Genomic DNA, 25,762 nt, shown 5'->3' on the forward strand with positions numbered 1-25,762 from the left:
TGGCTAGAGAATCGACAGTGGCGGTTGCAAAATTTGCCCCAGGTTTCCATGAACCCCCGCCCTTTTCTCTTTTTCGACAATCGGCTAAAATAAGAAGACAAGGCCTCGGCTTTACGTAGAGTAGCGAGGCACATTTTTTAAGGAGTTTTCCATGACAAAATTATTGATTCACGCCAAAAAATACCGGAAACAAATTTTTCTGGGGCCTTTTTTTAAATTTCTCGAAGCGGTTTTTGAGCTGTTTTTGCCCTTACTCATGGCTCGCTTGGTGGATGAAGGCATCAATGCCCACAATCCCACCGTCATTTGGCAGATGATGGGCTTAATGGTGCTCTTGTCTGTAGTGGGGCTTGGTTGTGCGGTGATTTGCCAGTATTATTCTTCCATCGCTTCTCAAGGCTTTGGCACTGAGTTGCGCAATCAGCTGATGAAAAAGATTAACCAGCTGTCATTTAGCCAATTGAACCAGTTTGGTACGGATTCGTTGATTACCCGCAGCACCAACGATATTAACCAACTGCAACTGGCATTAGCCATGTTGATTCGCTTGGTGGTCAGAGCACCCTTTTTGAGCATCGGTGCGGTGGTCATGGCCTTTAGTATTGACTGGCAAGCTGGACTCTTGTTTTTATTGATCTTACCTGTCTTTTGTCTGCTGCTCTTTGTGATTATTCGCGGCAGTGTTCCTTTGTACAAAAAAGCTCAAAAACTTTTGGATAAAGTCAATCAACTGGTGGAGCAAAACTTAAGCGGAGTTCGGGTGATTCGAGCCTATGCCGGGGAAAATCGAGAAGAGCACCAGTTTGCAAATAGCACGACAGATTTAGCCAACGTCAGCAAGCGGGTGAACAACCTCTCGGCGATTTTAACCCCTGCAACCACCTTGATTTTGAATCTGGGAATTCTAGCTTTGTTTGCCCAAGGCGCACCTTGGGTTAATTCTGGGCGTCTGGCTCAAGGAGAAGTCTTGGCTTTGGTCAATTATATGAATCAAATGCTCTTAGCTTTAATCGTGGTGTCTAACTTGGTGGTGATTTTCACCCGAGCGGCGGCTTCGGCACAGCGGGTCAATGAAGTCTTGGCTACCGAAACGGTGAACACCTTAAACAATGTCAGCTGGTATGTCAGCGACGAGGCTACCCCTGATGCAAAAGGCACCAAGATTCAATTTGACCAAGTGGATTTTCGCTACGGGACAAATTATGGCCTAGCCCTTGAAGACATCAGTTTTACCATTGAACCGGGGATGACCGTGGGCATTACCGGCGCTACCGGCAGCGGCAAAACCACATTAACCCAATTGATGGCAGGCTTTTATCCGGTGACTACAGGCGATCTTTTCATCGATCAAGTTCCAATCAAAGAATACCCGCCTCAAATTTTAGTGGAGAAAATCGCCCAAGTACCTCAAAAAGCCGTGCTCTTTTCCGGCACCATTAAAGAAAACTTGCAATGGGGCAAAGCCGATGCTACCGACGAAGCGTGTTGGCAAGCACTGGAAATCGCCCAAGCCGCCGATTTTGTCCGGGCATTACCTGAACAATTGGAGACGATGATCTTTGAAGGGGGGCACAATTTAAGTGGCGGTCAGCGCCAACGCTTAACCATCGCCCGGGCTTTGATTAAAAAAGCCCCCCTCTTGATTTTAGACGACTCTTTAAGTGCTTTGGATTATCAAACGGATCTGCACTTGCGCCAAGGACTGCAACAAGCCAAAACCGGTACGGTAATCATCATTTCCCAGCGCATCTCTTCCATTCAAAATGCCGATTTGATTTTGGTCATGGCAGAAGGTCGCCTGGTTGCCCAAGGACGCCATCAGGACTTGGCCGTAAACAGTCCCACTTATCAAGCAATTTTAGCCTCACAAAAAGAAGGTGTCGCCAATGACTGAGAAAAAAAATGCCCAAACAACTGAGCTCTTAAAAAAATTCTGGCCCTCCTTGCGCCCTTACCGCAAGCTCATGGTCTTAGCCGCCGCTTTAGGCCTTATATCCGGCAGTGCTGCGGTCTTTATGACCTGGCAAATCGGAGCGGCCATTGACCGCTTAATCGGCCCGGGACAAGTGGATTTTACCGGCCTTGCTACACTTTTGGCCCAGTTTGTGGCCTTAATCTTACTCACTGTCACAAGCCAGCTTTTGATTCAACGTCTGGGCAATACCTTGGCCTATGAGAGCACCCGAGACTTGCGCAACCAAGCCTTTTCTCATTTGAATCGACTGCCTTTAGCTTATTACGACCAGCACAGCCACGGGGACATTTTAAGCCGCTTTACCAACGACATGGACAATATCGCCATCGCACTAGCCGCCGTCTTTAGCCAAGTCTTTTCCGGCTTTGCCACGATTTTAGTGGCACTGATTGTTATGCTCACTTTAAGTCCAGTGCTGACAGTGGTGGTGCTCTTAGCCACGCCAGTGATTTTTTTCGTCAGCTATGAAGTGGCCAAACATTCCCAGCAAGATTTCAGCGCCCAACAACAGATCACCGGCGCCCTTTCTGGTTTTGTCAATGAAATGGTCACCAACCAAAAAATCGTTAAAACCTTCCGGCGAGAATCTACCAACCAAGAGCATTTTGAAGCGGTCAACGAAGAACTCTATCACAAAGGCCAAAAAGCCCAGTTTTCTTCTTCATTGACCAATCCCGTCTCTCGTTTTGTGGATCACTTGGCCTACGTGGCAGTGGGCTTTGTAGGGGCGATCCTCGTGCTTTCCGGCAGTAGTTTAGTAACCGTGGGGATGATTGCCAGCTTTACTTTATACGCCAGCCAATTCACCAAACCTTTTATCGAGCTTTCCGGCATTACCACCCAAATCCAAACCGCACTGGCCGGCTTAAAACGCTCCTTTGAACTACTAGAACAAAAAGAGGAAACCCCTGACGCTTCCGATGCTCAAATACTAGGCGACCAAAAAGCCGTCACTGGTGCTCTAGCCTTTGAAAACGTCAGCTTTTCCTACACAAAAGATACCCCGCTGATTCAAGACTTCACCTTCGCCTGCGCCCCTGGAGAAACCGTGGCAATCGTCGGCCAAACCGGTGCCGGCAAGTCCACTTTAGTCAACTTGCTCATGGGCTTTTATCCCTTAGATAGCGGGCGGATTACCTTAGATGGAAAAGACATGAGGCAGTTTACCAAGAAAAGCTGGCGCCAACACTTCGGCATGGTGTTACAAGAACCTTGGCTCTTTGACGACACCTTGCGCGCCAACCTCAGCTATGGTCGTCCTACTGCCCAAGACGATGAAATCTACGCCGCTTTAAAAGAAACCTATATGTATGAATACGTGGCCCGCTTACCAGAAAAACTGGACACCCTAGTCGGCGCTCAAGGATTAAAACTTTCAGAAGGCCAAAAACAACTGTTAACCATTACCCGCACCATGATTGCACGTCCTGCCATGTTAATTTTAGATGAAGCCACCAGTAGCGTGGACACATTGACGGAACAAAAAATTCAAGCCGCTTTTCTTGCCATGATGCAAGGCCGCACCAGCTTTGTCATCGCCCACCGTCTGGCCACCATCCAAAAAGCCGATCACATTTTGGTCATGGAAAAAGGCGCCATCGTCGAACAAGGACGCCACGAAGAACTCTTAGCCAAAAATGGCGCTTATGCAAGACTGTACCAAGCCCAATTTTCCGGCAATCAGTAGGGTTGTAGAAGTAAGGAGAATCGATTGCAGCTAGATGCTAAATGCCAGTTAAATAGCGTTGGGGGCATGGGTTTATCTGACAAAGAAATAAATATACGGATTAAAATAATTGAAAAAAGACTTATTCTTCCGGTGGCAAATCAGCCATAAATGGTGGTGGATTTTCAGTGATAGCAATGGAACGGCTCTTATTTCAAGAATCCTCGCCAAAACTGGGACGACTTTTAACAGATCTGCCAACATCCCCTTCACGGAGGGAGCTGGGAGCGAGGATGGCTGATTGGGGAGGTCAACGCTTATTTTGAAGACGGCAACCTCGCACAGTGGCTGGAATTTGGCATTGTGATTTATGATTACAACCTGTGGCACGCCGGCCAGCATTGGTACCGCGGCTTGTCGCCTGTGGCTTCACTATCTCTTTGACCAATACTCCGACCTTCTTCACATCGGCTTTACCACCTGGTCGGATAATGAGCGAATGATGAAACTTGGCGAAAAATTAGGCATGCAAAAAGAAGACCAAATCCGCTATTGGTAAGGTCATTACTACGATTCTGTGAAGTATGGGGGCAGGGAAAATTATAGAAAATTAGTTATGTTACAATATTATTCTCCAAAAAATTAAACAAAATAAAAAAGTGATGAAAGGAATAAGATTTTTATCCTCTTTATCACTTTTTTATTTTCAGTAGAGGAATCTACTTCATCCTCACACAGTTTGTAAATTAATCTCTTCAGCATACGGAATCGAAGGCTGTGCACCATACCTTTGTACAGCTATTGAAGAAGCTTTAGATGCGTACACAATCGCATCTTCTAAATTAGAAAAATCAACAGATAGATTAGCCGCCAATGAACCGATAAATGTGTCACCGGCAGCAGTTGTATCAATTGCTTGCACTACCTGCGCAGGAATCTTCCCTGATTTTTCTTCTGACATATAGTATGAACCCTTACTTCCTAGTGTTATGATTACAACTTCTACACCATATTTTTTAATTTGGTTAGTAGCTGAATACAGTTGTTCATCTGTATTAATCTTAATACCAGTGATTCTTTCTGCTTCACTTTGATTTGGAATAAGAATATCCGTATATTTCAATAATTCTGCGGGAATTTCATCCATTGCAGGAGCAGGATTTAAAAGTGTTCTGACACCATTTCGTTTCGCAATTTTAAAAGCTTCGATAATCGCGTCAATGTTTATTTCAAATTGTGATACTAAAAAATCACTTGCTACAATAATTTTCTCTGCAACTTCACATTCTGATAAATTTATTTTTTTATTTGCACCAGAATAAATGACTATGCTATTTTCTGCTTGTTCATCTACCATTACGACAGCTGAGCCAGTCCGGTCACTTTGAATGATTTGAACACCCGTAACATCAATTCCATCCTGAACTAGCAAATCAAGAAGCAATTTCCCTTGTTCATCATTACCAACAGCTCCGATAAACGAAGTATCAGCATTACTCCTTTGCGCTGCAATTGCTTGGTTGGCTCCCTTCCCTCCGCCACTACTAAACATTTCACTTGAGTGAACCGTTTCCCCAGGTAAAGGTAAACGCTCCATTCTGATAGTGGTATCCAAATTGACACTTCCAAGTACAGTAACTTTATTCATAGTCATTTCCTCTCAGATTTTACTAAACTAAAGTAATCAAAAAAGTCATATACTTACCTCTAACTTCTTCGATGAACCTCATATTTCAATACTTATTAATCAGCAAAGTATGCCATTGTTTCCATTATTAATTCTCTAAATCTTACCAAATCAACTTCAAAGCCTACCAAAACATTTTTATCTTTTTGATTAACGTCATCATAGTCGACCACCGTACTCCCCAAAGAAAGGGTTTCGCTCGTTTCGACTTGCACATTCATCAGATATACTGTGAAGAGACTTGGATCAATCACGTATGCTACAGCACAAGGATCGTGCATATGAATTCCTTCCACATGATCCGCATCAGCCCAGAACGGTACCGTGGTAGTCAAATTGAAGAAATCCAATAAGTCCGCCATCGTAGTTGCTACCTGATTTCCGATTTTACGAATCTCTTTAATATCTGATTCAAATAGTTGCGCCTTTAAAGTAACATCCAAACCAAACATAGCCGTTGGAACACCTGATTTCACGACGATATCAGCAGCCTCTGGATCGACATATATATTGAATTCCGCATGTGGTGTAATATTTCCCCCAAAACAAGCTCCCCCCATAAAGGAAATCAGTTCAATCTTTTCTTTCAATTCAGGATGGGATAGTAAGAAAATCGCAATATTAGTCAGTGGACCGGTAGCTACCAGCGTCACTTTTTCTTCTGAGTTTCGTAAAATATCTGCAATTAAGTCATTTGCTGAAATTTCCAAAGAAGGAACACTTGATTTTGGTAATTCTGCTCCATCGATTCCGCTTTCACCGTGGACATCATCGGCAATAATCAAATCACGTCTTAAAGGTTTGCTCGCGCCCATAGCTACTGGAATATCTTCTCTTTTAGCCAACGCTAATAATTTTTTTGCATTTGCAAATGTCTTTTCCGGCTTTTGATTTCCAGCAGAAGTAGTAACTGCCAATAATTCGATATTTTCTGATGCAATTGCCATAAGCAATGCCATCGCATCATCATGACCTGGATCACAGTCCAAAATTACTTTCTTGACCATTTAATTCACTCCACATTCAATATATTTTTGACTAACGACTGATTTTACTTGAATAACTGTATATCATCTTTTTAGTTACAATAAAGATTACCATTGCACCTAGTACAATTGCTCCACCAATTAAGAAAATATTTGAATAAGTTGATTCTGCACCTGTAGCTACACCTGTAATACTGCCACCGGACATTACACCAGAAGACATCATACCGCCAAAAAGTGCTACCCCTACAGAACCTGTAATTGCTTGTACCAAATCATTAGCACCTAATACCCGACCAGATTCTTCAGGTGTTACTGTCAAAGTTGCAGTATCAACAATTGGTGAATAGAAGAAAGAAGTACCAAAGTAATAGATACATGGTGCAACAGCTAAAGCCATTACTTTGCCATAAGGAATAGCAAATGCAATTGCCAATAAACCTAATCCCATGAACAACAAGGCCATAATAATAGCTGCTGAACGTCCAATTTTCTTAACAACTGGGCCACACACGAAACCTAATACTGCTGCTAATAAAATTGACCAAACCAATAAAGTAGATACTTCTGCTGAATCAATTCCAAAAACATTTAAACCAATCGCATTAATACCGGCATTTAGGGTATAACTAAAGAAATATCCCACAAAAATGACCGTCATAGTCGCAATAAAAGCAGGATTTTTAAAAAATTCAGGAGTGATAAAAGGTTTATGGGCTTTATTGATATAAATAACAAATAAAATCAAAGTCACAACAGACGCAATAGCCCAAAAAGCATTCATGTCTGTAAAGAACATGGTAACCGCTCCTGCAAACGCACCGATAAGAGCAAATCCAGCCCAATCAATATTTGCTCCCTCAGCCTTATCATCTGGCAAATTTTTTGCAAGTGAAGGGATGAAGAAAATTGAAATCATTGGAACCGCAAATAACCAACGCCAGTCAACTTTAGCAATATATCCGGCTGCAACTACACCAAGAGCTGCTGAAAATCGAAAAATTGCAACGAAAATCCCGTAGTATACAACTCGATCTTCTTTTGAAATGTACTTGGAAACCAATACCAGAAAAACGGAACCAGCAACTTGTCCCCCAGCAGATTGTAAAACCCGCGCAATCACAACGGCCCAAATATTAACAGGTCCTAAAATAAATCCTATTGCAGATCCCACCACAAAAATGATAACACCAAGAACTGTCATTTTCTTCAAAGAAACGAAATCACCAAGAGATCCATAAATAACGCACACAATACCTAATATAATACCCGGAATAGAGGTAATAAGAGAAGCAAGAGCTGGGGTACCTAATTGTTGTCCTATATTAACGAAAATCATTCCAAATGCTTGTTGTTCCAGGACACCAAAGGTAAAAATTAATAAAATCAACGGGATAGCTTTCTTTGCCATTTTATTCATTTTCGCAAATTCTTTTGTTCCTTCTTCTGGAACTGGGACACCAGTTCCGTGAACCATATCTTTTGTCGTTTCCATTTTCTTCCTCACTTTCAAAATGTCATAAATTTATTTTCTGATAATCCTCAAATCTTTGACTCGCTGATTATCCTAAAACCAAGTTTGATTAGCTGTTTTTTGTTAAGATAAATGAAATACTCAGACTCTTATCTGTTGATATTTTTGCTCAAATTGTGACATAAAATCTTGCGCATCAAATACTAATTGATTAAGGCCAGCTTCTTGGCCTAATCTTGTAATCAGTGGTGGTGAAACAAAGCTACTTTGTAATGTTTTCGTATTACTAAAAACAGTATGTCTGTCACCATCTAAAATTACTTGCCCTTGTCTCATGACGATAATTCTTTTAAAATTTTCAACAACAAATCTCATATCATGTGAAATGGTAATACACAGAACACGCTGTGATTCTAACTGCCGAATAATCTTCTTTAACCGCATATTTCCGGTAATATCTTGTCCGCAAGTTGGTTCATCCAAAATTACTATTTTAGGATTCATCATCAAAACTGAGCCGATAGTACAGAATTTTTTTTCAGTTGCCGTCAGATCAAAAGGATGACTTTCCAGTTTATCACTCAATCCAACTAAATCAGCAATTTCATCTAAACGATTAGCGATTTGAATTTTTGACATGCCTATTTGTTTTGGCCCAAACTCAAATTCTTTTTTCACTGATTCAAGGAAAAGTTGATTATCTGGATTTTGAAAAACATATCCGACAGTTTTCGCCCACTCGGCAGTACTATGCTTGGCAATAGAAACTCCATTGATTAAAATACTTCCCGTAGTAGGTCGTAAAAGACCATTTAAATGTTTGACAGTAGTTGTTTTCCCTGCACCATTTTGTCCGATAATCGCAACGGGGGAAGTATCAGCAATAGAAAAACTGACCCCTTTCAGTGCTTCTTCACCTGACGGATAGCGGTGACCTAGATTTTTCACCTCTAGCAACATACTTTTTGCACCTTCTTAATCATTGATAAAGCCTCTTCCTCTGTCAAAGCAACTTTTCCTTGCCAGTAGCCTTTTTTAATCATTAAATGACTGAGTTTTACCGCTTCAGGTAACTCTATTCCGTAACGTGAAGCATTTTCTTGTGTAAAAATTTCTCTTGGAGTACCAAGAATTTTTGATTTTCCATCTTTTAAAAGTAAAATATGGTCTGCATACTTAGCAACACGATTCATATCATGATCAACCATAATAATCGTCACGCCTTCAGAATTCAGCTGTTTCACAATTTCTGTTAGCTTCTCGCTTCCCACTGGATCCAATTGAGTCGTATACTCATCTAAAACAAGAATCTTTGGTTCCAAAATATAGGTCGAACCAAAAGCGACACGTTGGACTTGTCCACCTGATAGTTCAAGTGGGTTTCTTTCCAATAAGTCTTCAATGCTAACCTTTTTTGACACGCTTCGAATTTTATTCAACATATCGCTACGACTAAAACCGCGATTACTCAATCCATACGCTAATTCTTCTCTAACTGTTTCTGTTGTATAAGAGAGCTGGTTAAATGGATTTTGAAACACTAGGCCAGCGATTGTTGAAATTTCTCCAATATTTGTATTCGCAACATCAACTCCATTAATCATCACTTTCCCCGCCATCGCTCCTACAAAAAAATGTGGAATTAAACCGACTAAAGCATTACACAAAGTGGACTTACCTGCTGCATTCGAACCAATAATTGCGAAAAATTCTCCTTCATCCACTGAAAAACTAACATCATCTAAACTTCTTTCTTTACTCTGGTTATACCTATACGACAAATGGGAAACCTCAACGATTTTTTTCATCTCATCACCTGCTTCAATGCACACTTAATCTTTCAAACATACTAATCGATAATACGCTTATTAATAAAACTAACAAGAGTCCCCTTACTACTAAATCAATTTTCGTAGTATTAACACGCGTTAATGAAGTAGGACTAACACCTTTGATTCCAAATCCCCTAGTTTCCAATGTCATTCCTCTTTCTTGTGCATCTGTGAACGAACTTAGTACAACTGGTCCAATCAACGGGATAAAAGAACGTACTCGTTGAATCACATTCCCTCCAGTTTCTACCCCTCGAGATTCTTGAGCTTCTTTGATAGTTTTCATTCGTCTATTCATCTGGGGAACTACGTTCAAACTAGCCAAGACGAGATAACCCGCCTTGGGATTCAGGCCACTAGCTGTAAGTGCAGCAACTAGCTTGGCTGTTTTCGTCGTTTGGTTCATTAAAAAAAATGCCCCCATAAAGACTAACAACGTTGCTACCAAATTCAATGCATACTGTGTTCCTTCGACACCTATTTCGACAATACCCAAATCCATCAAACTCTTTGTGTTCTTAGGGCTGTACACGCCTTGGATAAAAACAAGCATAATTGTGAGTGGTATTCCAAAACCAAATACCAATTTTGAAAATGGTCTAAATAAATGAGTGACAACCGAAATGATTAATAAAAATAGTAAAATAGCAAAACCTAGCCAAGGTTTCGGAAAGACTAACGTGATTATTCCCAAAACAAATACGGCCATCAATTTGGTTAATGGATTTAACTCGGTAATTCTTTGAGATAAAGACTCCATAATTTTCTCCTTTCATATCATTTTTTAATTTTCAAACTTTATCTGAGTCAAGAGGAGCGTACTGGGCAGCAAATTGTAGTGGAATTCGTTTCACTAATGAATAAGCAATCATAAAGACAATTCCTTTATCTATTAAATTTTCAATCATTGAAGTGGAAAAAACAGAAAAAACAATTTCTTTAGTTGCTGCAATCAACGCTGCAGTCGCTAATGAACTTGTATTTATACCTGTAGCTCCACCATATACAAAAATGGTAATCAATGACGCACTAACTGTATTCGTTACAGTACAAGCAAGGCAAGTAACAATAGCTCCCCAAGCAGTTTTGAAAAAACCCTTTTTAACAAGAATCCCTGTAACCAATCCACATAAAACGTTTACAATAGAATAAGGAAGATACACTGGATTAGCCACAATCGCCAAGAAAAGATTAGTTAAAAAACCACACAATGCAGCTACCCATGGACCAGACAAACACGCAATCAATATAGTACCAATCATATCTAAAAACAAAGGGATCTTTAAAGTGGCACAGAGCGTTCCGCCAATTAAATTAATCCCTACAGCAATAGGAATCAAAACCAAAGACTTCGTTGTTAATTGCTTAGAAAAAAAATGGAACAATTTTCTCTTTTTCAAATTAACTTCCTCCCTTTTTTACAAAGTACGTTACCATCACAGAGAAACGAGTTTCCGAAATCTGTTTCCGTATAAAATTTAACATCTCTAGTAAGCGTTGTCAACACTGTTTTTTATTAAAAATAATCTCTTTAATTAGAAGAAAGCTAAAGAAAATAGTAATTTGACGTATATTTTTTTTTAGAATATCATTGAGACAATAATTTACTGAACCATTAAAGGAGGATTGTTATGAATATAAAAGATATAGCGACACTAGCAGGAGTGTCCGCCTCTACAGTCTCAAAAATCATCAACAAAAAAGATACCACGATCAGCCAAGAAACTAGAGAACGAGTTTTGAAAATTGTCAAAGAATACAACTATACCCCCTACTCCTCAATGATCTCTACACAAAAAAGATCATGGATTCTTGGAATTTTACTAAACTCATCAGTTGCTCTTGACTCCAGCTTAGACGGGATTTTGAAAGAAGCTCAAAAGGCTGGATATAGCACCTTAGTCCTAAATAACTACGGTGATCCTGAACAAGAACTAAAAAACATTACTATGTTGTGCAAAGCAAATATCGATGGAATCATTTGGGATCCTGTCTCAGATAAAAGTCTAAATTATAAATATCTCTTAGATGAATTGAACATCCCAATTCAAACAATTGGAATTAACGGAGGTAATGACTCGCTATTGTTACCCTACGAAGAGGCAGCATACAAAATGACTACTACTTTGATTGAAAATGGACATAAATATATCGCTTGCTTGGCTCCTAAAAGTCAACGAAAGTCAGTATTCACCAACGGATATTTTAATGCTCTATTTGATCACCATCTTAAGCTAAATGATGAACATATTTTTCAAGTAATTGATGATGAATTACTCCATTTGATTAATACGCAAGAAGTCACTGGAATCGTCATTTCACATTATTTACATGCAATTGAACTCTGTACTTTACTAAATAACTCAGCAATAAGAATTCCAGATAATTTTTCGATAGTTTCAATTCAAAATGATGATGGTCTCAATACACTTACAAATTCCCATATTAAAGTATCTTCGTTAATCATCAAAAATGCAGATTTTGGTAAATTTATTTGTCACAAATTGATTTGTGAAATTGAAAGAAAAAAACTTGAGGTTCCATTTTTTGTAGACAACTTAAAGATAGATAGTTTTGCAACAATTGGAAAACCTTATGATCTGCATGCACCAAAAGTGCTTGTCATTGGAAGCATCAATATCGATACCTATTTAAATACACCTGATATACCTAAAGAAGGTGGCACAACAATTCTGTCTAACATATCAAATCTTCCGGGAGGTAAGGGATTAAACCAAGCAATTGGAGTAGCAAAGTTAGGACAACACGCAAACCTAATTGGAAAAATTGGCAATGACTTGGATAGTGATCGGATTTTTAAAGAACTTGAGGCTAATGGAATCAGTACATCTGGAATTATCAGAACGACTAACAATCGTACTGGAAGAGCCTATATTTTTGTACAATCAAATGGGGAGTCCATGATCTCAATTCTCCCTGGTGCTAATAACGATTTGTCACCAGAGGATCTTGATTTAAAATTGGAACTATTCCAGGATACGGCTTATTGTTTACTACAAAATGAAATTCCCTTGGATACAATTGAGAGAGCTTGCGATCTTGCACATGAATATGGCTCAAAAACAATTTTAAAACCTTCAATCAACCAACAAATTCCTGATAGACTTTGGCAAAAAATTGATATTTTGATTCCAAATGAGAAAGAACTACGTTTTCTTTGTCCTAATAATAAAAATATTGATCAAATGGCCACTACTCTTTGTGAAAAAGGTGTTTCAACAATTATCGTGACTCTCGGTAAAAATGGTAGCTTTCTGAAAACTAAACTAAAAAGCTCACATTTCGACTCTTCTGAATTTCCGGCAATCGATACTACGGGGGCTGGAGATGCTTTTATTAGCGCTCTCGCGTCGTATCTTATGTACGGGTATGACATAGATGCAGCAATTAAAATTGCAACTCATGCTGCTGGATTCTCAATTTCCAGAGATGGCGTTGTTACTTCCTTGATTGATAAGCAAACCCTTGATTCATATGTATCTAGGCATAATCAATAAGTTGTTAGATTTATTATCTCAATGCTTTAAAAAATACAATTTTTAATAGTTAAAGCTTCCGAAGTATATTTAGATATTTCATTATTCCAAGACAGGAGCATTGGGTATGTCACAAAAGGTGAGGCTGACTAGTAAGAACGATGGCACTTAATTGAAAATTTTTTTGAGCAGTGTTGACAGCCATATAAATTTTCGTTTCTACGATGTAATCCTACAACATATCCACTATTATAATTACGCTTGGTAGCAATGCTGTTTTAAATCGAAATCCCTACTCCGTTCTACAAAAATTCTTAGCAGTAGCATAATTTCCCTCATCATTACAATCTTTTGAAAATGAAAAAAACTACCTGCCAAAAAATGGCAAGCAGTTCTCCCAAAAATTTATTCTATTCCGTAACCGCCTGACAGATAAGTCCATCAGGTTAGCTGAGATAGCTTTTCTAATTACATCAATAAAACGTCTCCCCATCGCCAAACAAATCCTCAAGCCCAGTTGGCACTTGCTGAATCGGCAAATCTTGGATCATCCCTTCTACAAAAAAGCGGGTGATTAAACTAAGGAGCAAGAGACAGAGCAAAATCGTCAACAAGATGGTGTAAAAGCGATTGAAGCGACCACTAAGATTGGCGGTTTGCCACAGGTTGCCCATGAATGAGACTGAGACTAACAAGAGGCTCGCTACAACGCAAGTCAAGCTGGCTTTAGGTAAAAACGGCGCCAAGACTGCCCCAATCACACTTAAATATACGGCTAAGGAAGCCGGCGCTAAAATTTCTCCCATGGCTTGTAAAAAGCCCAAGGGTCGGCCGAAGACTTTGGCGGCCACTAAGTAATAAGCTAGCAAAAAGAGGCCAATGGCTACGAATAAATACAAGGTCAAATCTACGAAAAATACTACGCCGGAGCCTACATAGCGAAACTGGAGGCCGATGGATTGCATCATCCCCAATACCCGATAAATCGCCGCCGTTACCAGTCGACTTAAAGCAAAGCCATTGCCTAAAACCAGGATAATCAAGCTGATTAACGGATACCATTTGCCTCCACCCGAATCCGGCAATGCGGGATTGATTTTAGGTTCTAAGGCCTGTTGATTGAGAAAACGGAAATAGCCTGTGACTTGTGTCGATAAATCCAGTTTTTCCCAGGTAGTGGGCTTTTGCTTCGAAACTGTTTTAGCGGTTTTCTCGGTATTTCCTGTATTCTCTGCCTTTTGTCCTCCTTCTAACAGGGTTAAACCCGGGCGATTGAAGGTTTTCGGTTGCCCTTGAGCTCGGGCTTGCCAGTCCGTTGGGAAATCTACGCTGGCTTCGGATTTAGTTTCGGACTTAGTTTCAGATTTAGATTCAGACTTAGCTTCAGATTTAGCTTCGGATTTTTCGGCTGGCTCGTCGAAGGTAACGGTCTGGTCTGCTTCAAACGTTAAATCAGCGGTCTCCTCTGATTTACTACTATTATCAGAACTCTCGTCTGTTGCCGTCACATCGACGTTAGGCGTGATCCCTTTGCCCAGTTTCTCCTCTGAGTTTAGTGGGTCAACTGCCTGAGTTACGGCCTTGGCAGCAGGTTCCAGTGTAGTCTCTTCTTTTACCTCTGACGCTGCTAAAGTTGCGTTTTCAGCAGCTTTTTGGGGTTCTTTTTTCGTCAAATCACCTCGGGGAATTTTTTGTTGCAATACATAGCCGCACACCGGACAGGACGTGGCAGCTTCCGGGAGGTGCGCCCCGCAATTTGGACAATTATTCATCGTTTTCTCCTTTTCAGGCTCAGCAAAAGCTACACCACAGTTTTTGCTCCCTGGCTTTTATTCCGCTAACAATCCCAGCTCTTCTTTCCAATTCAAAACCCGCAACACCGAAGCATCCAAGTCTTCTTTGCTGTAAGTCCCCTCTTCTAGGGCTTGTAAGACATAAGGAATCTGACTGGCATAAGTGGAAGACAAAATCAGATCATTGCCGGCTTGAAGGGCCTTTAACCCCGCTTCTTCTTGGGAAATAAAATTCGCCAAACCAGCCATATCCATATCGTCGGTCATCACCACGCCATCAAAGCCCAGTTCCTCTCGCAACAGTTCATGGACGGGCTGAGAAATCGAAGCCGGCAAGCTAGGATCAATGGCATTGACGATATTATGAGACACCAAAATACTGTCCACGCCGGCTTCAATCCCCGCTTGAAATGGAATCAAATCATTGTTTTCCAACTCTTCTAAACTCCGAGTGTCGGTGACGATTTCGGTATGGGAATCTTGATTGTTGCCATAGCCGGGAAAATGTTTCAACGTCGAACCAGAGCCGGCTTCTTTTAAGGCTTTGACCACCGTTGTCACATATTGGGCCGTCCCTTGGGCATCTTGGCCAATGGTCCGGTCATAAATAAACGCATTGGGATCGGTGGCTACATCAGCCACTGGGAATAAACCGGCGCTAATGCCAAGATTTTTCAACGTTGCGGCTTTTTCTTTTGTATCCGTAGTAATCGCATCCCAGCCGCCTTGGGTATATAGCGCTTGAGGGGACTGGAACGGGGCTGCCACTAAGTTTTGATTGTTGCTCACCCGGGTTACTGTGCCCCCTTCTTCATCAGCGGCAATTAACATGGGCACTTGACTAGCCTCTTGGAAAGAATTCACCAGCGCCTGTTCTTCTTCTAAGGTCGCACTTTCCACATCCCGACCAAAGAGCAAATAGCCCCCGAGATGATATTGCTGAATATCTGCCACTGCATTACTTTCCGGTACTCGAGCCAAAAAGAGTTGCCCGACTTTTTCTTCGGTGGTCATTTGCTCTAGCATGTCTTCTAAATTGTTTGTTTCCTCTGCAGTATTACTGCTTTGAGGGGTACTCTTACTTGGGACTACCGTACTTTGCGTGGTTTCCTGATTTTTTTCACTGCTTGATTTCGTAGATGGGCCACCAAAATCCGTAAACACAGTCAGCGCTACCACCGCCCCCACCACAATCACCGAAGCGATACCAAGCATCGTATAGGTTCTTTTCTTCATATTATCCTCTCCAAACTTCCTTCACTCACGCTTAAGGATACCATATTCTTGGTAAAAAATAGACGGAAAAGCTGTGAAAACTGCCCGCAATTTCCGCTACTGACTCCCAGTACGCTAGCTTACTCCTCTTCTGATTTATCCCTAAAAGCATAAAAAAGCCCCGATTGCAAAACAATCGAGGCGTAAGCGTTTGGGATGAGTTCACGCAGGAAAATTACTTCGTCGCAAATGCGGCAAAACGTTTGGCGAGACGTTTATAAGGCAAGGCTTTTCCAGTGGCATAAATTAAGCCAGTTTGCACTGGTAAGAAAATCACCGCTTTGGCTAAACGCAGGCTCCAAAAAGCCCAGTTCAACGGCATTTGATACATCAGGTGCAACCACAATGGGGTCAAAGCTAAGGTAATCAACAATGTGTTTAACAAGGTGACTAGAAACGCCCGGCTTAAGGTGACTTCTTTTTGATAGAAGAACCAGCCATACAAGGCTCCCCCAATGGCCGCATTAATGGTAAAGCCCACAAAATAAGGGGCTTTGGCCAAAATCGCCATGCCGATCACATCAGCCACACTGGCACCAATGGCCGTCCAAAAGGGACCAAAGAGCATGCCCATAATCATCTCCGGCACAAATTGAAAACTAATTTTTAAAAAGGTGGTCTCAATGCCCAACACCCGGGACAAGACCACAATCATGGCAATCAAAAGACCCATAGTTGCCAATGACTGGGTGGTTAATTTTTGTTTCATAACAGCATCTCCTTTAAGAGCTGCTACATCTGCATGCAGCGAATGCGAAAACAAAACCGCGGAACTAGTGCGCCACACCATTCCTTCGTCAAAGAGGCAACATCCCATCCTCTAAGCACTTAACGCTTCGTTTTCTACTCTGAATTTGGACTTTTACATCCGCTTTTATCTTACCACGGATGCCTAGCGGGGACAATTAGCTAGCTTCATAAAAAAAGAAAATTTTCTGAAAAAAGTTGCAACGAATTTTTTCGCCAGTAAGTCCTTCATCAGCAAATGCTTTACAGATTGATTACTTTTCCACCATCAGGAGTATCAGCAATTACCAGCCGACTATTTTTTTCCATGGACAAAACTTCAACTCCGCCATCTATCAGCTTCACTTGGACCAGTTCTCCTAAAAGAGTCAAGTGGAAGTTCATGGCTTTGATTTCTTTTGGCAAATGATTGTGGAGTTCCAAACTGTCTTTTCCCACTGACAAACCGGCAAAGCCATAAATTAAACTCAACCAACTGCCGCCCATATTGGCCGCATGAATGCCATCTTTGACATTGCCTTGTAAATCGGTAATGTCCATTAAAGCCGTGTCCATGAAGTAGTTATAGCCTTTTTCCACCTTGCCAATCCGGCTAGCTAACACGCTGAAAATCGAGCGAGACAATGAAGAATCGTGGGTGGTGACTTTTTCATAATAGTCGTAATCTCGACTGATTTGCTCTTGGGTGTAATCTTTAGGAAAGAGCAATTCTGCAAGTAGGCTGTCGGCTTGTTTGGCCACTTGATGGCGATAGATCACCATAGGATGAAAATGCAGCAACAGTGGGTATTCTTCTTTTTTCGTATTGGCAAAGTCCCAAGGTTCTTTATCCAAAAAGGCATCATCTTGTTTTAAGATTTTCCGACTTTGATCATAAGGTAAGATCATCTTGTCGGCAGCCCTTTGCCAAGCATTACGCTCTGCTTCGGTAATTTGGTCATCTGAGCTTGCTAATTTAGCGGCATACCACAAATTATTTTGGGCCATTTTATTGGTGTAGTAGTTGTTATTGACCATAGCAGAATATTCATCTGGTCCAGTGACCCCATTAATGCCAAACTGGTTCTCGCCATCTTTTTTTACCCAATGGCCAAAACCAGCCCAAAAACGAGCCGTTTCGTAAATCACTTCTCGAGATTTTTCAATAAAGGCATGATCACCGGTAACTTTCTCATACAATTGAAAACCATAGGCGATATCCGCATTAATGTGGACTTGGGCGGTACCAGCTGGATAATAAGCACTGGCTTCGTTACCGTTAATCGTCCGCCAAGCAAAGAGTGCCCCTTTTTGATGAAGCTCTGCTGCTCGCTTTTTCGCAGCAGGTAAAATACTTAAACGATACGTTAACAAGGCTTTGGCAATCTTTGGTTGGGTGTAGATAAAAAATGGCAAAAGGTACATTTCCGTATCCCAGAAATAATGCCCTTCATAACCCGGGCCGGTTAGTCCTTTAGCCGGATAGTTCGTCACGCCATCCCGTCCTGCATTTTGGAACAATTGGAATAAATTAAAGCGCAAACCTTTTTGCAATTGCCCATCCCCAGTAATTTGAATGTCACTTTTAGCCCAAAACGCTGTATACGTCTTTTTTTGAAGTGCTAGCAATTGATCAAAAGAATACCCACCAACGGCTTTTTCAAAGTCTTCTGCGACCTTAGTTTCACTAGGTTTCTCTCCTGTAGTAAACCAAGGCGATACATAAACCAAAATATCCACAGTGGTACTTTTTCCATTTTCCAAATCACAAGTTAGCGTTCCCTCAGTTCCTAAAACTTGATCCTCCCCAGTTTGCATCACTTGAGCCAGAAGCAAGCTTTGTTGGCTATTTTGAGTTTGTAAGCAGTCATAGTCCTTAACTTTTTTTACGCTAATCGTTGTTCGGTTAGCCGCCACCCGGGGATCTAATTCTTCTGAGGCAAGTGGCGTCTCAAAATCTAAGGCTTTGGTCATGGTTAAAGCCCCACTGAAATTCAACGCTTTTAAAGTTAGTCGGCTAGCATAGACCGTTTCTTGATCCAATGAAACCAAAGACATCACCTTAAGGACCAGTTCTTTGTCATCTGTAAACGTCACCTGATAGCTTTCGGTTAAGATTCCTTGAGCCATATCTAAACTGATTGCACTACGCTTGGCGGTCGCAACTTTAGCTTTTCCCACTTGTAAATGAAGCTTGCGCAAATCTGGCAACTTCACAATAGTTTGGTGATCTGTGGCATAACCATAGGCCCACTCCCCATATTCAATGGGATGGGAATCATAAAAACCATTCACAAAAGCTCCGGGACTGCCAGCATCTTCAACTGAGGTAGAAATCACGTGAGAAGCTCGCACGCCTAAATGGCCGTTACTTAAACTAAAAACCGTTTCTTCTTGTTGTAAATTAGGGTTAGGTAAAGTTTCGTTTGTAAATAAAAACTGGTTTTCCATAGCGTTACTCCTATCATTTCTTTTTTATTATTGTATCTCCCCTTTTCATAAAGGGAAAAGAAAACCTCTTGAGACGTAGCCCAAGAGGTACTTGCTTATTTGGCAAAACCTTTTTGAAGACCGGCTTTAGTCGATTTTGTCACATTGTTTTTTACGATTTGATCATCTTTTTGCAAAAACAAAGTCAAGACAAAAGGAATCACTAAGGAAAGCAACATCATCAAGACACCGGCGATAATATTGGCCATTCCCTTATCTCCAGAAAAACCTAATAAGGCCATGATGCTATTTTGAGGCACATACAAGGTCACGTGCATAATCCCGGCAAAGCAACCAGCAATTCCGGCACCAATCACCGCTGCAATCAATGGTTTCTTGTATTTCATCGTTACCCCATATAAAGCCGGTTCCGTAATCCCCATAATGGCAGAAACCCCAGAAGCTGTCGCTAGGGATTTAACACTCTTGTCTTTACTCTTCACGGCCACTGCCAAAGAGGCGCCCCCTTGAGCCAAGTTAGCACAAACTTGCGCTACTAAGATCAGAGATTCCGTCCCCGTCGCCGCAAAAGAAGCTACAAAAATTGGGGTTAAGGCATGGTGCATCCCCGTCATGACGATAAATGGCATTAAAGCTGCTAACAATGCCACCATAATAAAACCTAGTTGTCCTTGCAATAAATTGATAAACCAAGCCAAGCCCATGCCGGCATAGTTCCCCAATGGCCCAATAACGATTAGAGCCAGTGGTGCTGTAATCAATAAGACCAAGGTTGGATTCAAAATAATTTTCAAAGCTTTCGGCGTAATCCGATCCACAAATTTTTCAATATAAGACATGATCCAAATGGTTAATAGCGCCGGAATTACCGAAGCCGCATAGCTGACTGGCTGTACTGGTATTTTTAAAAAGCTAATCCCATCTCCAGAAGCCACCCACGTAGTGAAGTTGGGATGCAATAAGACTCCTACTACGATTACCGCAATCGAGGTATTGACTTTAAACTTCCGGGAAGCAAAAACCGCTAACAAAATCGGCATAAAGTAAAAGGCGCTGTCCCCTAGAATGTCCAAAATCCGATACGTAGGTGCCTCAGGGGACATCCAGCCAAAGGTATTGCACAGTGACAAAATAACTTTCATCATCCCAGCTGCAGTTAAAGCCGGAATCATGGGCGTCATACAGCCGATAATGGTGTCGATGATTTTATCAAAAACACTTCGAATAGAAGAGTCAGTGGCAGATGAAACTGCGCTTTTTTCTTGAATATTGTCCTGGACATCACTTTGATCGCCATTTTGGACGCCTTGGGCTATGACCGCTTCAAAAACCTCTGATACATGAGGACCAATCACCACTTGGTATTGAGTCGGCGTGCGGTGAATGTCGATTACTCCGGCTAAATTACGCAATGCTTCATCTTGAGCTTTATCATCATCTTTTAAATGAAAACGCAGGCGAGTAGCGCAGTGCACTGCCGAATCAATATTTTGATTACCTCCTAAAAACTGAATAATGCTTTTCGCTAATTCTTGATTTGTTTGTCCCATTTCTCAACTCTCCTTTATTTTTCTAAGGCATATTTTCCGTTAGTTGCGATTACTTGTCTGTACCAATCAAAGCTGGCTTTTTTCACACGCTGGCCAGAACCTTGCCCTTGATCGTCTTGATCCACATAAATCACACCATAGCGCTTACTGATCCGGCCTTCACTGACACTGACCAAATCAATAATTCCCCACATCAAATATCCGATCAATTCCACACCGTCTTCTTTCATAGCCGCTAGCATATTTTGCAAATGACCTTGTAAATAACTGATACGATACTCGTCATTGACCTTACCCTCTACCAACTCATCTTGGGTACCTAAGCCGTTTTCCACGATAAAAAGAGGTTTATGATAACGATCTGCCAACTGGTTTAACGTAATCCGCAAGCCCAATGGATCGTTTTGCCAAACGCTGTTGCTCTTAGGCAAATAAGGATTGCGCACGGTGGTAAAACCATTGGTGGCTACTTTATCCAAATTATCCGGATTTTTCGCCGTACAAGCGCTGGAATAATAACTAAAGGAAACAAAGTCCACGGTATTGTTTTTCAATAAGGTGAAATCTTCTGGGCAAGTCGCAAGTTTGATACCTTGTTCTTGAAAGAACGCTTTGGTATGGCGAGGATATTGGCCAAAGACTTGCACATCCGAAAAGAATAAATTGTCTCGATCGTGTTGCCACGCCGCAAACACATCTTGAGGATCACAAGTATAAGCATAGGTTTTTCCCGCCGCCAGCATCGCTCCAAATTGAAAGTCTGGATTGATTTTTTTGCCAATTTCGATGGTTTTAGCATTGGCCACTAATTGATGGTGCCCCGCTTGATATTGAACTTGCAAAGGATTGACCTCTTCATTAAAAACAATGCCTCCCCCAATAAAAGGAATGTGCAAGACCATGTTCATCTCATTAAAGGGAATCCAGTATTTAACTTTTTGACTAAAGTGTTCCATCACCGTTTTCGCATAATGAACGTAGCATTCCATCACTTTGCGGCTTTCCCAGCCATTGTATTTTTTTACCAAAGCCACCGGAATTTCAAAATGACTAATGGTCACAATCGGTTCAATGTGGTATTTTTCCAATTCCCCAATCACTGCCTCATAAAAAGCCAGTCCCTCAGGATTTGCTTTCTCTTCTTCTCCTGTGGGAAACAGACGAGACCAAGAAATGGAAAAACGAAAACTGTTCAAGCCTAATTCACTTAACAAAGCGATATCTTCTTTAAAGCTATGATAAAAATCTATTCCTTGACGGCTGGGAAAATAATCGACTTGATTTTCCAATAAAGCCGCAAAAGTTGGCTCATCAATAGGCTTTAGTCGGCTATCATTCATGGGTAAGTAATCAAAGTTCGCCGGTAAACGTCCCCCAGCTAAAAAATTTCCTTCCGTTTGTGCAGCAGAAATCGCGCCGCCCCACAAAAAATCGGTATTTGTTCTCAAAAGTAGCACCTCTGTATTCCAAAAATTTCTATTTTCGCTAGCGTATTTCATCATTAATCAACGACAAGGACAGTATAAGTCCAAATAAAACACTTTCATTCCCCAAAACTTGAGGTATCATTCTCAAATATTGTCATACAAAAAGCTCTACCATTTTGCTAAAAATGCAAAAATAGTAGAGCGTTGTTATTTTTATTTAATCAATTTCATTTTCTTTCGATAGTCCAAGGGAGATTGATTCATGCTCTGTTTAAACAGGCGATAGAAGGTTTTATCGCTCTCAATTCCCACTTGGCTGATGATCTCTGACACCGAGTCTTCTGAGTGAATCAACAGCCATTTCGCTTTATCAATCCGATATTCATTTAAAAAAGTTAAAAACGTCTTGCCTGTGTTTTTTTTAAAGAATTTAGTGAAATAGTATTTACTGTAGCCGGTAAAATCTGCAATCTCCTGTAAACTCAATTTGGACTGATAGTTTTGTTCCACATATTGAAAAATGCTGGCTAACATTTCCATAATCTCATTGCTTTGCAAAACTTGTTGAAGCTGACTAGTCTTTGCTTTAGTTTTAGGAATTTGGCGAATAATCACCACCATCAGCTCATACAATAATCCTTGAAGTTGCAATTGATAACCGGGGGTTTCCGCAAAAAATTCCTCCTCCATAGCAGTTAAAATTCCTGCCACGGCTTGGGCCACAGCCGGCTGCCAAGCGCTACTTACTGGTTCAGCGTATTGCAGAGCCTCTTGTAAATCCAATTCTTCCAAATTAGCCAGTTGAAAAGCACTTAAATCAAACTGAAAAACAATTCGCTTACTTCCCGGAGAAGCCAGCACATAATGGATGTCCCCGCCATTGATCAACACTGACTCTCCAGCAGATAGCAGATAAGGAACATCGTTAATGCCCAGATTAATCGCTCCTTGTTCCACATAAAGCAGTTCGATTTCACGATGCCAATGAGGCGTAGTTAAAATTTTGCCGTCATTCACTAGCACTCGAAAAGGAAATCTAGGATCCAGTTTAGGCATCTCTAAATAAATCGCCATTTGTTCACCTCATTACTAGGCTTATTATTGATAGTATACCCAATGAGCCTCCCTTTCGCCATCCCCGTCTTTTCTATACAAAAAGGCGCCTCCACAATGGAAGACGCCCTTTGATTGACTAAATTTACGCTGTCACTTTTTTACTAAAAAGTTCTTTTGCTTGTCGAAAGACCGGGATGGTGAACTGCTTACTCACCGCCGCGGTTACATAATACGCGATGTTGTAATCCACTACCGAGTGAATCAAACCACCCACACCCATTAAGACAAAGAAGAAGAAAAAGGCGCCACCGTCATAAGTTCCGGCATTCCCCAGGTCGATAAAGTTGAAGGCCACCACCACCAAGACTTCTGCCACCGTGTGAATCAACGCCATCACCAAATTATACGCTTGAAACTTCCAATTCCAGGCTTTGAATTCCCCATTGACCAAAACTGTTTCCGGATGTTTTTGCAAATACCAAGAACCCAATAATGCAAAAACGATGTGGCTAGCCGCCCGCAATGTGATGATAAAGGGCAATCCGCTTAAAGCAAAGCCAAAGGTAGTACCCACCGCGACGATGGCCGCCAATAACGGCGAGAAAAACATGGCAATAAATAATGGCACATGACTAGCTAAGGTAAAAGATGCTGGTCCAATCACAATTTTGGGCATTACATTGGGAATCAAAATCGCCAAGGCAATTAACAAAGCCCCCACGGTCATCTCCCGTACTGAAATCTTTTTCAAATTTTCCACTCCTCTTTTTTATCCAGACAGCAAGTAGCCTGCACCTAACTGTCTTGACACTTAATTCTGTCTTAGTGTACCGGGAATTAGAAGAGGTGTCAAGTCACCTGTACAAGAAATTTTCGGAAAATGATTTCATTTTATGGAAAGAATACAATACAGCTTATAAGAAAGGCTGCAATGAATGGATTACACTCGGGAAAATCAAGAAAAAACTGATACCTGATGCCCTTTATCTTGCATTGGTTTTTACTTCATTTCCAAAGGAGCTAGTTTGTAAAGCCGGTATAGTTAGACTGGATATGAGAAAATCCCATCCTATCTTACTCCACGAAAAAAACACGTAAAAAAAGGCCAGGCTTCCCTGACCTTCTTACTTTTGTCTTCAGTTTCTTTCTTACTCCTAGTTACGACTCGCTTCCATGGCGTTACTTAAACGGCCAAACTCTTCTAATGACAAGGTTTCCCCCCGGCGTTTCGGGTCGATTTCGGCCACTGCCAAACTCTTGGTCAACCAAGCTTTAGTGGCGTCGTCTTTGCCGTATGCGTGGGTTAAATTGTTCCACAATGTCTTGCGGCGCAATTGAAAGGCCGCTTTGGTCAAACGGAAAAAGGCTTTTTCATCGGTAACAGCGACGGCGGGTGTTTCCCGTCTGGTTAATTTCAAAATAGCCGAATCCACATTAGGCTGAGGGACAAAAACGGTTTTCGGCACGATGAAAGCCAGTTTCGCTTCCATATAATACTGCACGGCAATGGTCAATGAGCCATACGCCTTGGTGCCTGGTGATGCTGAAATCCGGTCTGCCACTTCTTTTTGCATCATAACCACCATTTCGGCTACCGGTAAATTCGATTCCAAAAAGTGCATCATAATCGGCGTGGTGATGTAATAAGGCAAGTTTGCCACCACTTTAATGGGCAAGTCGCGACTAAAAACTTCCCCAGTCGTCTTCACCAAATCCGCCTGCAACACGTCTTGATGAACCACCGTCACATTGGGATAAGGCGCTAAGGTGTCTTTTAACACCGGCAATAAGCGCTCGTCGATTTCAAAAGCCAAGACTTTGGCAGCATTTCGGGCTAAATGCTCCGTTAGCGCCCCGATTCCCGGTCCTACTTCAATTACATTGCTATTTTCATCAATGCCTGCAGTCTCCACAATTTTTCGCAAAATATTCGGCTCGGTCAAAAAGTTTTGCCCGAGGCTTTTTTTAAAGGTAAACCCGTGTTTTTGCAAGATTTCCTTCGTTCGTGAGGGTGTGGCAATATCTCTAGATTCCTTCATAATTTCTCCATTCTTGAGCTTACTTCAAGCTGTCCCGCGCCTTAACGCTCAGACTCTTCCAGTAAGACTTGTTCCATGGCTTGGGCCAATTCTTCTGGGGTGATGCGAAACATCCCCAAACGTTTTTCCAACTGTTTGGAATTCGTGTAGCCAATTCGCAGCAAATTCCCTAGCTTTTCCCGGCGAGCCTTCGCGCCATTCCCGGCTATTAAACCATATTCCATCAAGGTTTGTCTAGGAATTTTCGGCAACTTTTCATCTTCAAGACGAACCGGGGTAACCACTTTTTGCAAGGCTTCCAAAATCGCTTCGTCTGAGGCGTGTTCCA

At 41.4% G+C, this 25,762-nt stretch carries 21 protein-coding genes and 1 riboswitch; of the genes, 4 read left to right on the plus strand and 17 right to left on the minus strand.

Annotation, left to right across the window (positions count from 1 at the left end; all coding sequences use genetic code 11):
• The first annotated feature begins 151 nt into the window (after positions 1-151).
• From AB5754_RS04425 to AB5754_RS04435, 3 genes are all read left to right on the plus strand, one after another.
• Positions 152-1,894 carry an ABC transporter ATP-binding protein gene (locus AB5754_RS04425; RefSeq protein WP_368250644.1) on the plus strand — a complete coding sequence of 581 codons (1,743 nt, stop codon included), beginning with the start codon at positions 152-154 and terminating at the stop codon, positions 1,892-1,894.
• On the plus strand, positions 1,887-3,662 hold the full coding sequence (locus AB5754_RS04430) for an ABC transporter ATP-binding protein (RefSeq protein ID WP_368250642.1): 1,776 nt from the start codon (positions 1,887-1,889) through the stop codon (positions 3,660-3,662). Before AB5754_RS04425 ends, AB5754_RS04430 begins: the two co-directional genes overlap by 8 nt.
• A 349-nt stretch (positions 3,663-4,011) precedes the next feature.
• Positions 4,012-4,200, plus strand: coding sequence for a GNAT family N-acetyltransferase (locus tag AB5754_RS04435; RefSeq protein WP_368250640.1), 189 nt, complete (start codon positions 4,012-4,014; stop codon positions 4,198-4,200).
• Between the two features lie 171 nt (positions 4,201-4,371).
• Here AB5754_RS04435 and rbsK read toward each other — a convergent pair whose 3' ends face one another.
• The 7 genes from rbsK to AB5754_RS04470 form a co-directional block, all read right to left on the minus strand.
• Positions 4,372-5,289, minus strand: coding sequence for a ribokinase (gene rbsK, locus AB5754_RS04440; RefSeq protein WP_368250639.1), 918 nt, complete (start codon positions 5,287-5,289; stop codon positions 4,372-4,374).
• A gap of 95 nt (positions 5,290-5,384) precedes the next feature.
• The gene (locus AB5754_RS04445) at positions 5,385-6,335 is read right to left on the minus strand and encodes a nucleoside hydrolase (protein ID WP_368250638.1); all 951 of its coding nucleotides are present in this window, start codon (positions 6,333-6,335) and stop codon (positions 5,385-5,387) included.
• 31 nt (positions 6,336-6,366) lie between these two features.
• Positions 6,367-7,809 carry an MFS transporter gene (locus AB5754_RS04450; protein ID WP_368250637.1) on the minus strand — a complete coding sequence of 481 codons (1,443 nt, stop codon included), beginning with the start codon at positions 7,807-7,809 and terminating at the stop codon, positions 6,367-6,369.
• A 120-nt stretch (positions 7,810-7,929) separates the two neighbouring features.
• The gene (locus AB5754_RS04455) at positions 7,930-8,748 is read right to left on the minus strand and encodes an energy-coupling factor ABC transporter ATP-binding protein (protein WP_368250636.1); all 819 of its coding nucleotides are present in this window, start codon (positions 8,746-8,748) and stop codon (positions 7,930-7,932) included.
• Positions 8,739-9,596, minus strand: coding sequence for an energy-coupling factor ABC transporter ATP-binding protein (locus tag AB5754_RS04460; RefSeq protein ID WP_368250634.1), 858 nt, complete (start codon positions 9,594-9,596; stop codon positions 8,739-8,741). Before AB5754_RS04460 ends, AB5754_RS04455 begins: the two co-directional genes overlap by 10 nt.
• Positions 9,597-9,609: 13 nt before the next feature.
• Positions 9,610-10,380, minus strand: coding sequence for an energy-coupling factor transporter transmembrane component T (locus tag AB5754_RS04465; RefSeq protein WP_368250633.1), 771 nt, complete (start codon positions 10,378-10,380; stop codon positions 9,610-9,612).
• Positions 10,381-10,411: 31 nt separating this feature from the next.
• The gene (locus AB5754_RS04470) at positions 10,412-11,020 is read right to left on the minus strand and encodes an ECF transporter S component (protein ID WP_368250631.1); all 609 of its coding nucleotides are present in this window, start codon (positions 11,018-11,020) and stop codon (positions 10,412-10,414) included.
• Positions 11,021-11,251: 231 nt separating this feature from the next.
• Here AB5754_RS04470 and AB5754_RS04475 point away from each other — a divergent pair, with 231 nt between their 5' ends.
• Positions 11,252-13,138 carry a PfkB family carbohydrate kinase gene (locus AB5754_RS04475; protein WP_368250630.1) on the plus strand — a complete coding sequence of 629 codons (1,887 nt, stop codon included), beginning with the start codon at positions 11,252-11,254 and terminating at the stop codon, positions 13,136-13,138.
• A 452-nt stretch (positions 13,139-13,590) separates the two neighbouring features.
• On the opposite strand, the gene AB5754_RS04480 is transcribed toward AB5754_RS04475, so the two are convergent.
• The 10 genes from AB5754_RS04480 to AB5754_RS04525 form a co-directional block, all read right to left on the minus strand.
• Positions 13,591-14,889 carry a zinc ribbon domain-containing protein gene (locus tag AB5754_RS04480; RefSeq protein WP_368250629.1) on the minus strand — a complete coding sequence of 433 codons (1,299 nt, stop codon included), beginning with the start codon at positions 14,887-14,889 and terminating at the stop codon, positions 13,591-13,593.
• Positions 14,890-14,946: 57 nt separating this feature from the next.
• Complete coding sequence (locus tag AB5754_RS04485) at positions 14,947-16,146, minus strand: glycoside hydrolase family 3 N-terminal domain-containing protein (protein WP_368250628.1); 1,200 nt, start codon at positions 16,144-16,146, stop codon at positions 14,947-14,949.
• Between the two features lie 214 nt (positions 16,147-16,360).
• On the minus strand, positions 16,361-16,894 hold the full coding sequence (locus tag AB5754_RS04490) for a folate family ECF transporter S component (RefSeq protein WP_311834362.1): 534 nt from the start codon (positions 16,892-16,894) through the stop codon (positions 16,361-16,363).
• A 34-nt stretch (positions 16,895-16,928) separates the two neighbouring features.
• A riboswitch (THF riboswitch) is annotated at positions 16,929-17,038 on the minus strand.
• 137 nt (positions 17,039-17,175) lie between these two features.
• On the minus strand, positions 17,176-19,362 hold the full coding sequence (locus AB5754_RS04495; RefSeq protein ID WP_368250626.1) for a glycoside hydrolase family 65 protein: 2,187 nt from the start codon (positions 19,360-19,362) through the stop codon (positions 17,176-17,178).
• A 95-nt stretch (positions 19,363-19,457) separates the two neighbouring features.
• Entirely contained in the window at positions 19,458-20,912 is a 1,455-nt protein-coding gene (locus AB5754_RS04500) for a PTS transporter subunit EIIC (protein WP_368250624.1), read from the minus strand.
• 14 nt (positions 20,913-20,926) lie between these two features.
• Positions 20,927-22,369 carry a family 1 glycosylhydrolase gene (locus tag AB5754_RS04505; RefSeq protein ID WP_311834365.1) on the minus strand — a complete coding sequence of 481 codons (1,443 nt, stop codon included), beginning with the start codon at positions 22,367-22,369 and terminating at the stop codon, positions 20,927-20,929.
• Between the two features lie 183 nt (positions 22,370-22,552).
• The gene (locus tag AB5754_RS04510) at positions 22,553-23,413 is read right to left on the minus strand and encodes an AraC family transcriptional regulator (RefSeq protein WP_311834366.1); all 861 of its coding nucleotides are present in this window, start codon (positions 23,411-23,413) and stop codon (positions 22,553-22,555) included.
• A 124-nt stretch (positions 23,414-23,537) separates the two neighbouring features.
• Positions 23,538-24,146, minus strand: a complete 609-nt coding sequence (locus tag AB5754_RS04515) for a hypothetical protein (protein WP_368250621.1) — start codon at positions 24,144-24,146, stop codon at positions 23,538-23,540.
• 403 nt (positions 24,147-24,549) lie between these two features.
• Positions 24,550-25,434, minus strand: a complete 885-nt coding sequence (gene rsmA, locus AB5754_RS04520; RefSeq protein WP_368250619.1) for a 16S rRNA (adenine(1518)-N(6)/adenine(1519)-N(6))-dimethyltransferase RsmA — start codon at positions 25,432-25,434, stop codon at positions 24,550-24,552.
• Between the two features lie 41 nt (positions 25,435-25,475).
• Positions 25,476-25,762, minus strand: a 287-nt coding sequence (locus tag AB5754_RS04525; RefSeq protein ID WP_368259482.1) for a DUF4093 domain-containing protein, incomplete at its 5' end; no start/stop codon positions are given.

It is taken from the genome of Enterococcus sp. 2201sp1_2201st1_C11_2201SCRN_220225, assembly GCF_040925905.1.
GTDB lineage: Bacteria > Bacillota > Bacilli > Lactobacillales > Enterococcaceae > Enterococcus_C > Enterococcus_C asini_A.